Here is a 12,613-nt window from a genome sequence, read left to right as displayed (position 1 = left end):
GGCCCTTCTCAAAGGTATCGCCCGCGTTTCAGGCCTTGGTGATCAGGTTGCCGGCGTGCAGGCCGCATTCCTTCTGGGTCGACTCTTCCCACCACCAGCGGCCTTCGCGCTCGTGCTGATTGGGTAGCACAGGGCGCGTGCAGGGCTCGCAACCGATGCTGATGAAACCGCGCTCATGCAGGCTGTTGTAGGGCAGCTCGAGCATGCGGATGTAGCCCCAGACTTCTTCGCTGGTCATCTGAGCCAGAGGGTTGAACTTGTAGAGCGTGCGCTCCGGAGTGGAGAAGCCGGTGTCGATCTCCAGGGCTGCGACCTGGCTGCGCGTGCCGGGGCTCTGGTCGCGGCGCTGCCCCGTGGCCCAGGCACTGACGGTCGCAAGCTTGCGGCGCAGGGGCTCGATCTTGCGGATGCCGCAGCACTCGCCGTGGCCGTCACGGTAGAAGCTGAACAGGCCTTTGTCTTTGACGAACGGGTCGAGCTTGCTGCGATCGGGGCTGAGGATTTCGATGGGCAGGTTGTACTGCTCGCGCACCTGCTCGATAAAGCGATAGGTCTCCGGATGCAAGCGCCCGGTGTCGAGGCTAAAGACTTTGACCTGTTTGTTCAGCTTCCAGGCCATGTCCACGAGTACCACATCTTCGGCACCGCTGAAGGAGATCCACAGATCGTCGCCGAAATGCTCGAAGGCGAGCTTGAGAATGTCCTGTGGGGACTTGTTCGCGTAGGCCGCTGCCAGGGCAGCGACATCGAAAGGTTGGCTCATCAGGCGGTTTCCATCTTGGCTGTGGCGCTGGGCGCTCGTAGTGAGGCAATGGTAACAAAAAACCCATCCTGGTTGCGGGACACGCCAAGCTGCGTTCAGCGGTTCACGGGTAAACCAGCTTTCAAAGCCCCTGCAAGGTCTGCATCAGCACCCGCACTTTGGCAATGGACTCCTCGTACTCGGCCTGCCATTCGGAGTCGGCCACCACGGCGCCACCGCCCCAGCAACTGACTTGGCCGTCCTTGATCAACAGGCTACGGATGGCGATAGAACTGTCCATCTCGCCGCGTACATCGACATACAGCAGCGATCCGCAGTAAAGCGCTCGGCGAGTGGGTTCAAGCTCATCGATGATCTGCATCGCGCGGATCTTGGGCGCGCCGGTGATCGAGCCGCCAGGAAAGCTGTCGCCGATCAGATCCAGTGCGTCCTTGCCGGCCGCCAGCGTGCCTGTCACGCTGCTGACCAGATGGTGCACGTTGGGGTAGGTTTCCAGGCTGAACAGCTCAGGCACTTTGACGGAGCCAATCTCGCACGTGCGGCCCAGGTCATTGCGCAACAAGTCCACGATCATCAGGTTTTCCGACCGGTCCTTGGGGCTTTGCTGCAGTTGCTCGGCATTGCGCGCATCCTCGGCCGCATCGTGACCCCGCGCACGGGTGCCCTTGATCGGACGGGTTTCCACATGACCCTTGCTGACCCGAATGAACCGCTCGGGCGAGAAGCTCAACAAGGCGCTGCCGTCTGCCAATTGCTGGAACCCGGAGAAGGGCGTTGGGCATGCCTGGCGAAGGGCTTGATAAGCTCGCCAGGGATCGCCCTGGCAAGCAGCGCGAAACCGTTGGGTCAGGTTGATCTGGTAGCAGTCACCTGCCTGGATGTAGCGTTGAACCTGCTTGAAGGCTGCATGGTACTGCTCGGGCGCAAGGTCACCAGTCATCGGGGCGAGCAGCTTGAAAGCCCCGCTGGCCCGAGGTTCACACCCCTCGAACAGGCGCACCAGTCGCTCACGCTCTTCACGGTCCAGGCTTGGGTGAAACACCAGTTGGCTGGTACGGGTGGCGTGGTCGGTAACCAACGCCCATGCGTACACGCCCAGTTGGGCATCCGGCAGACCGAGGTCGTCCACTGCCTGGGTCGGCAAGTGTTCCAGCCGACGGCCAAAATCGTAGCTCAGGTAACCGATCAATCCACCGGCAAACGGCAGCTCGCTCTCTGGCGGTAGATGTGCAGCGCCCAAGCGAGCCAGCGCAGCGCGCAACCGCTGCAGGAAGGCGCGCCCTGTTTCGTCCGCCAGCACCTGCAACTGCTGCACTGGCCACGCGCTCAGCAGGTCGAAGCGGCCGCGTTCAGCGCCGGGGCGAGCGCTGTCGAGCAAAATGGCGCCTGGAGCATCACGCAAGCAGGAAAAGTAGGTAGCCGGGTCAGGCTGGTAGGGCAGGGCGTACAACGTGCAGGTCGGCATCAGTAGGGACGGCGATTAAAAGCGAGGACGGCGATTGTAGTCCGGTGCAGGCATTGCGCCTAGCATCAGGGCGACATTCGCCATCTTCATCTGGCCGGGGCTGGTGGCCAACCCCGGTCCTTAGTGACCGGGCCTGTGGCCGAACAGGCCTTGGGCAACGCGCACGCGTTGCTCGGCATCTTCGGTCACACCCTCTTTGGCCAGTGCCTCAAGATGCGCCTCGATCGCATGGGTGCGTTGCGTCAGGCCGCAATCGTTGGCGATCTGGATATTCAGCCCTGGGCGAGCGTTGAGCTCGAGGATCAGTGGGCCTTTCTCCTGGTCCAGTACCATGTCCACGCCAATGTAGCCCAGGCCGCACAGCTCATAGCAGCCGGCGGCCAGCTTCATGAACCCGTCCCAGGTCGGCAGCTGTACGCCGTCCACTGCGTTGGTGGTGTCGGGATGCTTGCTAATGATGTTATTCAGCCAAGTGCCACGCAGCGTCACGCCTGTGGCCAAGTCCACGCCCACACCGATGGCGCCTTGGTGCAGGTTGGCCTTGCCGCCGGACTGGCGGGTGGGCAGGCGCAGCATGGCCATGACCGGATAGCCCATCAGGACGATGATGCGGATGTCCGGTACGCCTTCATAACTGATGCTCTTGAAGATCTGGTCCGGGGTGACGCGGTACTCGATCAGGGCGCGGTCGCGATGGCCGCCGAGCGAGTACAGCCCGGTGAGGATGCTGGAAATCTGGTGCTCGATTTCCTCATGGCTGATGATCTTGCCGGACACCGTCCGGTAACGGTCTTCGAAACGGTCGGCGATGACCATGATGCCATCACCCCCGGCGCCCTGAGCCGGCTTGATCACGAAGTCGCTGCGCCCGCCGATGATCTCGTCAAGCTTCTCGATCTGCTTTTCCGTCTCGATGACGCCGTACATTTCCGGCACATGGATGCCGGCTGCCAGGGCGCGCTCCTTGGTGATGATCTTGTCGTCGACGATCGGGTACAGGTGGCGCTTGTTGTACTTGAGTACATAGTCTGCATTGCGCCGATTGATACCCATGATGCCCCGGGCCTCCAGGGCTTTCCACGTCTTGATCAGGCCGAACATCAGGCGTCCGCCTTCTTCAGGAATGCCTTGAAGCGGACCAGCTCGGTCAGGCGGTAGCCGCGATAGCGACCCATTGCCAGCATGAAGCCCACCAGAATCAACAGCACGGCCGGGAAGGTGAACACGAAGTAGACCAGCTCCGGTACCATCATCAGCAGGTGCGCGAGAGAGGCGGCGAACAAGGTGCCGATGGCCACTTTCATGGCATGACCGCCGCCGCGTTCTTCCCAGGTGATCGACAGACGTTCGATGGTCATGGTCAGGATCACCATCGGGAACAGCGCGACCGACAAGCCGCGCTCAAGGCCCAGTTTGTGGCTGAACAGGCTGATGGCGGCAATCAATACCACGACGAATGTCAGCACCACCGAAAGGCGGGGCAGCATCTGCAGCTTCAGGTGTTCGAGGTAGGAGCGCAGCGATAGCCCCAGCGCGGTGATGACGGTGAACAGCACGATCCCGAAGCCCAGCTGTGTTTCTCGGAAGGCCAGGGCGATCAGGACCGGTGTAAAGGTACCCAGGGTCTGGATGCCGATCAGGTTGCGCAGCACCAGAATCACCAGCACGCCGATGGGAATCATGACCATGATCATGAAGGTTTGCTGGGTCTGCAGCGGCAGCCCGTACAGGGAGTATTCGAGAAAGTCGGCGTCGGTGTTCTCGTCTGTCAGCTTGGCCAGGCGGATGGCGTTCATCTCGCTGTTGTTCATGCTGAAGGTGACGTTGGCCCGCTTGCCGCCATCGACCGTGATCAGGTTGTCATCACCGGTCCACCACAATAGCCGATCGTTGGGCAGGCCTTGCTCACCGGTCTCGGGGTTGAAATACAGCCAGTCATTGCCGTTGAAGCTGCGCAACCACAGTTCCGGGGTTTGCGGGGTGTCGGCCACCAGGCGGATCGTGTGCACTTTCTCCATCGGCACGTGGGCGATGGACAGCAGCAGGTCAATGACCTGCGCCTTCTTCATCGGTGAGGTATCGCCTGCCAGCAGCAGCTTGACGTTGTCGTCGTTGAGGTTGTTGACGCGCTTGATGGTTTCGCCAACGAACGTTTCGACATCGGCCGAATGTTGGCGAATCGGTGCCATCAAGGCTTCAGCGGCGATCTTCTCGGGGCCTTCTACTGCGAGGCTGTCGCGGAAGGTCGGGCCCTTGACCTTGGCTTTCTCGGTGCTATAGCGCTTGGTCAGCACCAGCCGGTAGTAAAGGGTCTGGTTGCCGCTGGCGCGCCGCGCGGACCAGGTGACCTTGCGGTTGCCGTCGGCGCGGTTGACGCTCACACCATAGTTGTTGGAAATGAAGCTTTCGTTGAGGCTCACGTAATCCCGATTCAGGGGCGGCACGAACATCTGGACCTTTACCGGGTCCTTGGTGCTGGCCACAAATTCGATCTTGGCATCGATGTTCCACAGATCGTCCGTTTCATCCTCGGTCACCGGGATGCCAAGTACGAAGATCTGATAAGCCGTGACCGCTACGCCCAGCAACACCAGGACGGTGATCAGGACTTTCAGATGGAGGGTAAGAGAGCGCATCGGAATTACTCTGCTTTGGGAGCGTCGGTGGCACAGGCAGGTTTGCCGGCCGCATATTTAAAGCTTGGGTCGACCAGGGCGTCGAAATGCTTCAAGGCCTCCGAGCCGATCAACAGTGGGAACTGGAAAGCGCTGCGATCGGTGAGGTTGACTTCGATGGTGCGCCTGGCCTGGCCCATGCAGATGTCCAGCTCGATGACGGGGCGTGCGGTGTAGGCCTTGCCCGATTCGGCGTCGTAGTCGCCCGCCCTGCGCTTGATCTTGCTCACGCGCGCCAGCGGGCGTTCGATGGGGTGGGAATGGGCAGCATCTATGGCCAGGTAGAAGCGCACCCAGCTTTCGCCATTGCGCTTGAAACGCTTGATGTCACGGGCGCTGAGCGAGGCTGTCTTGGCCCCGGTGTCGAGCTTGGCCGCCACTTCGAGGTCGAGGTCGCCCAGGCGAGCATATTCGTTCAGACCGTACACGGTCTTGCCGGCTGCCTGGCTCAGGGCCGGCAACAGGAGGAGGCTAATCAGCAAAGCAAAGGGTGTCAGTTTCATAGTCCTGGCGCGGTATTGTGCAAAGTTCGGGGTAAGGCGACTGGCAACGGCTGCACAAGCTTCCTCGTTGATCTGCCGGCACCATGCGGGCGGGGCAGACGGGCTATCCATACTCCATCGAAGGCGCGGCATTCTATCACGCCGACGTATTGACGCCAGCGGTGCGCGATCTGACAGTTTGATCGGGGGGTAGTTTCTTGTTGGCTGAATTGTTGACAATGTGGTTTATGGCTTTGACTATTACGAGACCTTTCGTTAGATTTAACGCCATGTTTTGTGAAAGGTGTCAACAATATGCAGGCGCTCTCCACGGGTAGCTCTACTGGCAACGAGGAAACGGAAACCCTGTCCGAGCATGTCTTCAGGCGAATTCAGGCGGCCATTGTACGGGGTGATATAGCCCCAGGGAGCAAGATTTCCGAGCCGGAGCTTGCCCGCACCTATGGCATCAGCCGAGGCCCGCTGCGTGAAGCCATTCACCGCCTCGAGGGCCAGCGCCTGCTGGTTCGTGTGCCCCATGTGGGCGCACGGGTTGTTTCACTGAGTCACGCCGAACTCATCGAGCTCTATGAAATCCGCGAGTCGCTCGAAGGCATGGCCTGCCGCCTGGCGGCCGAGCGCATGGGCCGCGCCGACATTGACGAGCTGCGCCAGGTGCTGGAAACCCATGAGCGCGATGCTGCCTTCCAGGCGGGCGTGGGCTACTACCAGCAGGAAGGTGACTACGATTTTCACTATCGCATCATTCAGGGCAGCGGCAACCAGACCTTGGTCAAGATGCTCTGCGGCGAACTGTACCAACTGGTGCGTATGTACCGTATCCAGTTCTCGGCTACGCCCAATCGGCCGCGTCAGGCCTTCGCCGAGCACCACCGCATCCTGGACGCCATCGCCGAGGGTGACGGCGAGTTGGCCGAGCTGTTGATGCGTCGTCACATCGCTGCGTCCAAGCGCAACATCGAGCGCCATTACCAAGGCGACCACACCCACAGCACACGAGGTGAACAATGACCGTCCAGAGTACCCCAGGCCAACGTTTTCGCGACGCAGTGGCCGCCGAGCGCCCGCTGCAAGTGGTCGGCACCATCAATGCCAACCACGCCTTGCTGGCCAAGCGTGCCGGTTTCAAGGCTATCTACCTGTCCGGCGGCGGTGTGGCAGCAGGCTCCCTGGGTTTGCCTGACCTGGGCATCAGTGGCCTGGACGACGTGCTGACCGATGTCAGGCGCATCACTGATGTGTGCGACCTGCCACTGCTGGTGGACGTGGACACCGGGTTCGGTGCCTCGGCCTTCAACGTTGCCCGTACCGTGCGCGCCATGAGCAAGTTCGGCGCCGCCGCCATTCATATCGAGGATCAGGTGGGCGCCAAGCGTTGTGGCCACCGTCCGAACAAGGAAATCGTCACCCAGCAGGAGATGGTCGATCGCATCAAGGCGGCGGTCGATGCCCGCCTTGATGACAGCTTCGTGATCATGGCCCGTACCGATGCGCTGGCGGTCGAGGGGCTCAATGCTGCGCTGGATCGGGCGGCCGCCTGTGTCGAGGCCGGCGCGGACATGATTTTCCCCGAAGCCATCACCGAACTTGCGATGTACAAGACGTTCGCCGACCGGGTCAAGGCCCCCATCCTGGCCAACATCACCGAGTTCGGTGCCACGCCTTTGTACACCACCGAAGAGCTGTGCTCGGTCGATGTGTCGCTGGTGCTGTATCCACTATCGGCGTTCCGCGCCATGAACAAGGCTGCCGAGAACGTCTACGCCGCCCTGCGCCGTGATGGCACCCAGAAGAACGTGATCGATACCATGCAGACACGCATGGAGCTTTACGACGCCATTGGCTATCACGCTTTCGAGCAAAGTCTCGATGCATTGTTTGCCCAGAAAAAAGGCTGACCTGCCCACTGCGCGCGCTGCAGCGCCCTGGTTCAGGGGTAGATGAGGGTTAGCCAGCCTGCATTCCATAACAAGTTCAAGAAAGGAGAAGCACCATGGCCGAAGCAAAAGTACTCAGCGGCGCAGGCCTACGCGGTCAGGTTGCCGGTCAGACGGCCCTGTCGACGGTCGGTCAGGCCGGCGCAGGGCTGACCTATCGCGGGTATGACGTCCGCGACCTGGCTGCCCACGCCGAATTCGAGGAGGTGGCTTACCTGTTGTTGTATGGCGAGCTGCCCTGCCAGGCCGAGCTTGCCGACTACAAGCACAAGCTCAAGGGCCTGCGCGACCTGCCCCAGGCGTTGAAAGAAGTACTGGAGCGCATCCCGCGCGACGCTCACCCGATGGACGTGATGCGCACGGGCTGCTCCGTGCTCGGAACCCTGGAGCCCGAGCTCACCTTCGATGCCCAGCGCGACAAGACCGACCGGCTCCTGGCCGTGTTCCCGGCGATCATGTGTTACTGGTACCGCTTCAGCCATCACGGCGTGCGCATCGACTGTGTCAGTGACCAGGACACCTTGGGCGGCCACTTCCTGCAGTTACTCCATGGCAAGCAGCCCAGTGAGCTGCATGTGAAGGTGATGAACGTATCGCTCATTCTCTACGCCGAGCACGAGTTCAACGCCTCCACGTTCACCGCTCGCGTGTGTGCCTCGACTTTGTCCGACCTGTACTCCTGCGTCACCGCCGCCATCGGCTCGCTGCGCGGCCCGCTGCATGGCGGTGCCAACGAGGCGGCCATGGAGCTGATCGAGCGCTTCCAGAGCCCGCAACAAGCGACGACCGAGTTGCTGCACATGCTTGAGCGCAAAGACAAGATCATGGGCTTTGGCCATGCCATCTACAAAGAGTCCGACCCGCGTAACGAGGTGATCAAAGGGTGGTCCAAGCGCCTTGCCGATGAAGTGGGCGACACGGTGCTGTACCCGGTGTCCGAAGCCATCGACAAGACCATGTGGGAGCAGAAGCGCTTGTTCCCCAACGCCGACTTCTACCATGCCTCGGCGTATCACTTCATGGGCATACCGACCAAGCTGTTCACCCCGATCTTCGTCTGTTCGCGGCTTACCGGCTGGGCAGCGCATGTGTTCGAGCAGCGTGAAAACAATCGCATCATCCGTCCGAGTGCCGAATACATCGGCGTCGAACAGCGTCAGTTCGTGCTGATCGAGCAACGCTGATGGTCGCCCACCCCGCGTAGGTCGTGTTGGCCTCGCGGGGTGGCCCAGCATGTCTGCCCGCACGCGCACCCTTGAACGCCATCCGTGACCGAGCCTGATAACGATATGAATACTGCCTACCGCAAAGCCTTGCCAGGCACTGACCTGGATTACTTCGACGCCCGCGCTGCCGTCGAGGCCATCAAGCCCGGCGCCTATCAGGGCTTGCCCTACACCTCGCGTGTGCTGGCCGAGAACCTGGTGCGCCGCTGCAGCCCTGGCACGCTCCAGGCGTCATTGGCCCAGCTGATAGAGCGCAAGCGCGACCTCGATTTCCCCTGGTATCCGGCCCGGGTCGTCTGCCATGACATCCTGGGTCAGACCGCGCTGGTCGACCTGGCCGGCTTGCGCGATGCCATCGCCGACAAAGGCGGTGACCCTGCCCAAGTCAACCCGGTGGTGCCAGTGCAATTGATCGTCGATCACTCACTGGCCGTCGAGTGTGGCGGCTATGACCCCCAGGCGTTCGAACGCAACAGGGCCATCGAGGATCGCCGTAACGAAGACCGTTTCCATTTCATCAACTGGACCAAGAAAGCGTTCAAGAACGTCGATGTCATCCCGCCTGGCAACGGCATCATGCACCAGATCAACCTGGAGAAGATGTCGCCCGTGGTACACAGCGATGACGGCGTGGCCTACCCGGACACCTGTGTCGGCACCGACAGCCACACCCCGCATGTGGACGCCTTGGGGGTCATCGCCATCGGCGTGGGCGGGCTTGAGGCCGAGAACGTCATGCTCGGGCGCGCCTCCTGGATGCGCCTGCCGGAAATCGTTGGCGTCCAGCTCACTGGTAAACTGGCGCCCAACCTGACGGCAACCGACCTGGTATTGGCCCTGACCGAATTTTTGCGCAAGCAGAAGGTGGTCGGCGCCTACCTCGAGTTCCATGGGGAAGGCGCACGTGCCCTGACGCTCGGCGACCGCGCCACCATCTCCAACATGGCCCCTGAATATGGCGCCACTGCGGCCATGTTCGCCATCGATCAGCAAACCATCGACTACCTGCGCCTGACAGGCCGCGAGGAACAGCAGGTCGCACTGGTAGAGACGTACGCCAAGACCGCGGGTCTGTGGGCTGACAGCTTTACCGAGGTGGTCTACGAGCGCACGCTGGACTTCGATCTGGCCAGCGTGGTGCGCACCATGGCGGGCCCCTCAAACCCCCATGCCCGGGTGGCCACCAGCGAGCTGGCCGCCAAGGGGATCGCAGGTGCCTGGGAGCAGGTACCCGGTCAGATGCCGGACGGGGCGGTGATCATTGCAGCCATCACCAGTTGCACCAACACCAGCAACCCGCGCAACGTGATCGCTGCCGGGTTGCTGGCGCGCAATGCCAATAGGCTGGGGCTAACGCGCAAGCCTTGGGTCAAGTCATCCCTCGCCCCTGGTTCAAGGGCAGTGCAGCTGTACCTGGAAGAGGCGGGCCTGGAGGCGGAGCTCCAAGCGTTGGGCTTCGGCATCGTCGCCTTCGCCTGCACCACCTGCAACGGCATGTCCGGCGCCCTCGACCCGGCCATCCAGAAGGAAATCATCGAACGGGACCTGTATACCACCGCGGTGTTGTCGGGTAACCGAAACTTCGATGGCCGTATTCACCCGTATGCCAAACAGGCGTTTCTGGCGTCCCCGCCCTTGGTTGTGGCCTATGCCATCGCGGGTACGATCCGTTTCGATATCGAGAAAGATGTACTGGGCGTGGCATCGGATGGCCGTGAAGTTCGCCTCAAGGACATCTGGCCCAGCGATGAAGAAATCGATGCGATGGTCCGCGCTGCGGTCAAGCCCGAACAGTTCCGCAAGGTCTACATCCCCATGTTCGCCGTGGAGCAAGACCGTGGACCCAAGGTAGCGCCGCTGTACGACTGGCGCCCCATGAGCACCTACATCCGTCGCCCGCCCTACTGGGAAGGGGCCCTGGCGGGAGAACGCACCTTGCGTGGCATGCGCCCGCTGGCGTTGCTGCCGGACAACATCACCACCGATCACCTGTCGCCCTCCAATGCCATCATGCTCGACAGCGCGGCGGGGGAGTACTTGGCCAAAATGGGCTTGCCTGAAGAAGACTTCAACTCCTATGCCACCCACCGTGGGGACCACCTCACGGCTCAGCGCGCCACTTTCGCCAACCCCAAGCTGTTCAACGAGATGGTGCGCAATGAAGATGGCAGCGTAAGGCAGGGTTCGCTGGCACGCCTTGAACCCGAAGGGCGGATCATGCGCATGTGGGAAGCGATCGAGACCTACATGCAGCGCAAGCAGCCGTTGATCATCGTGGCCGGTGCCGATTACGGTCAGGGCTCTTCACGCGACTGGGCTGCCAAAGGGGTTCGTCTGGCGGGCGTGGAGGCCATCGTCGCCGAGGGGTTCGAACGCATCCACCGCACGAACCTGGTGGGCATGGGCGTCTTGCCCCTCGAATTCATGCCGGGTACCGACCGTAAGGTGCTGGGCCTGGACGGCAGCGAAACCTATGACGTGATAGGCATCCGTACTCCCCGCGCCACCTTGACCCTGGCGGTGACCCGCCGCACAGGAGAGCGTTTTGACGTACCGGTGACCTGTCGCCTGGATACAGCCGAAGAGGTGTCGATCTACGAAGCGGGCGGGGTGTTGCAACGCTTTGCCCAGGACTTCCTCGAAGCGACCGTTTAACGCAACGGGGCCGCCTTGCGGCCCCCAGTCGCCCGCACTGGCTCGGGCCACCGGGCCATCCAAGAGGCTTCAATCCATGGCACATGCACTTCAAATCAAGATTCCGGCTACTTACATGCGTGGCGGCACCAGCAAAGGCGTGTTCTTCCGCTTGCAGGACCTCCCGGCGCAGGCGCAAACGCCCGGCCCGGCACGCGATGCCTTGCTGCTGCGGGTGATCGGCAGCCCCGACCCCTATGGCAAGCAGATCGACGGCATGGGCGGTGCGACGTCCAGCACCAGCAAGGTCGTGATCCTGTCCGCCAGCAAGCGCCCTGATCATGATGTGGACTATCTGTTCGGCCAGGTCAGTATCGACAAGCCTTTCGTAGACTGGAGCGGCAACTGCGGCAACCTTTCCGCAGCAGTGGGTGCGTTCGCCATCGGCAGCGGCCTGATAGAACCCGCGCAGGTACCCGACACCGGTGTCGCCACGGTGCGTATCTGGCAGGCCAACATCGGCAAGACTATCGTTGCTCATGTGCCGATGAGCGACGGTCAGGTGCAGGAGACCGGCGACTTTGAGCTTGATGGCGTCACGTTCCCTGCCGCCGAAGTGCAGCTGGAGTTTCTTGATCCGGCCGCCGATGATGATGGGGAAGGCGGGGCGATGTTTCCTACCGGCAACCTGATCGACGAGCTTGAAGTGCCGGGGGTTGGCACCTTCAAGGCGACGTTGATCAATGCCGGTATCCCAACGGTGTTTCTCAATGCAGCCGATCTTGGTTACAGCGGTATGGAATTGCAGGATGCCATCAATGGGGATCCGGCTGCCCTTGAGCGGTTCGAGGCGATACGGGCCCATGGTGCGCTGCGCATGGGGCTGATCGAACATGTAGGGCAGGCTGCCGCACGCCAGCATACCCCCAAGGTGGCATTCGTGGCGCCGGCACAGGCTTATCTCGCCTCAAGTGGCAAGCACGTGGGGGCAGGAGATATCGACTTGCTGGTGCGCGCCTTGTCCATGGGCAAGCTGCATCACGCGATGATGGGTACTGCCGCCGTCGCGATCGGTACGGCTGCGGCCATTCCGGGGACACTGGTGAATCTTGCTGCAGGCGGCGGTGAGCGCAGCGCTGTACGCTTCGGGCATCCATCGGGCACCTTGCGGGTAGGTGCGCAGGCGTGCCTGATCGATGGGCAGTGGTCGGTGACCAAGGCCATCATGAGTCGCAGCGCGCGTGTGTTGATGGAGGGCTGGGTGCGCGTTCCTGGCGATAGTTTCTGACAGGCGTGCTCGCCATCGCCGGCCCGTCACGTTCAAGAAGGCGTCTGGGCGTGATTCAGTCGGTGCCTGACTGTTCTGAATGAAAAAAAAGCCCCGGCATCACTGCCGGGGCTTTTTTCATG

General features: G+C 61.8%; 10 protein-coding genes. 5 read left to right on the top strand and 5 right to left on the bottom strand.

Annotated elements, in window-relative coordinates; all coding sequences use genetic code 11:
* Positions 1–28 precede the first annotated feature (28 nt).
* The 5 genes from FS767_RS03925 to FS767_RS03905 all read right to left on the bottom strand — a co-directional run bounded on the left by FS767_RS03925 (position 29) and on the right by FS767_RS03905 (position 5,406).
* Positions 29–763, bottom strand: coding sequence for a phosphoadenylyl-sulfate reductase (locus tag FS767_RS03925; protein ID WP_144964264.1), 735 nt, complete (start codon positions 761–763; stop codon positions 29–31).
* Between the two features lie 121 nt (positions 764–884).
* A complete protein-coding gene (gene pabB, locus FS767_RS03920) occupies positions 885–2,228 on the bottom strand; it encodes an aminodeoxychorismate synthase component I (RefSeq protein ID WP_144964263.1) in 1,344 nt (447 codons plus the stop codon).
* A 120-nt stretch (positions 2,229–2,348) separates the two neighbouring features.
* Positions 2,349–3,329, bottom strand: coding sequence for an alpha-L-glutamate ligase-like protein (locus FS767_RS03915; RefSeq protein ID WP_023536214.1), 981 nt, complete (start codon positions 3,327–3,329; stop codon positions 2,349–2,351).
* Positions 3,329–4,864, bottom strand: coding sequence for an inactive transglutaminase family protein (locus FS767_RS03910; protein WP_144964262.1), 1,536 nt, complete (start codon positions 4,862–4,864; stop codon positions 3,329–3,331). Before FS767_RS03910 ends, FS767_RS03915 begins: the two co-directional genes overlap by 1 nt.
* 5 nt (positions 4,865–4,869) lie before the next feature.
* Positions 4,870–5,406 (bottom strand): ATP-dependent zinc protease, encoded by a 537-nt coding sequence (locus FS767_RS03905; protein WP_144964261.1) that lies wholly within the window; start codon positions 5,404–5,406, stop codon positions 4,870–4,872.
* 294 nt (positions 5,407–5,700) lie between these two features.
* On the opposite strand from FS767_RS03905, the gene FS767_RS03900 reads away from it, so the two are divergent.
* The 5 genes from FS767_RS03900 to prpF all read left to right on the top strand — a co-directional run bounded on the left by FS767_RS03900 (position 5,701) and on the right by prpF (position 12,491).
* Complete coding sequence (locus FS767_RS03900) at positions 5,701–6,417, top strand: GntR family transcriptional regulator (protein WP_144964260.1); 717 nt, start codon at positions 5,701–5,703, stop codon at positions 6,415–6,417.
* Complete coding sequence (gene prpB, locus FS767_RS03895; RefSeq protein ID WP_144964259.1) at positions 6,414–7,304, top strand: methylisocitrate lyase; 891 nt, start codon at positions 6,414–6,416, stop codon at positions 7,302–7,304. The genes FS767_RS03900 and prpB overlap by 4 nt, the downstream gene beginning before the upstream one ends.
* 95 nt (positions 7,305–7,399) lie before the next feature.
* On the top strand, positions 7,400–8,527 hold the full coding sequence (gene prpC / locus FS767_RS03890; protein ID WP_144964258.1) for a 2-methylcitrate synthase: 1,128 nt from the start codon (positions 7,400–7,402) through the stop codon (positions 8,525–8,527).
* Between the two features lie 105 nt (positions 8,528–8,632).
* Positions 8,633–11,224: a Fe/S-dependent 2-methylisocitrate dehydratase AcnD gene (acnD, locus tag FS767_RS03885; RefSeq protein WP_144964257.1), complete on the top strand. Its 2,592-nt coding sequence runs from the start codon at positions 8,633–8,635 to the stop codon at positions 11,222–11,224.
* A 76-nt stretch (positions 11,225–11,300) separates the two neighbouring features.
* Entirely contained in the window at positions 11,301–12,491 is a 1,191-nt protein-coding gene (gene prpF, locus FS767_RS03880; protein WP_144964256.1) for a 2-methylaconitate cis-trans isomerase PrpF, read from the top strand.
* Positions 12,492–12,613: the final 122 nt, after the last annotated feature.

The sequence above is a fragment of the Pseudomonas sp. DE0010 genome (assembly GCF_007680745.1).
GTDB classification, from domain to species: domain Bacteria; phylum Pseudomonadota; class Gammaproteobacteria; order Pseudomonadales; family Pseudomonadaceae; genus Aquipseudomonas; species Aquipseudomonas parafulva_B.
This window is presented reverse-complemented; position numbering and strand designations above follow the sequence as displayed.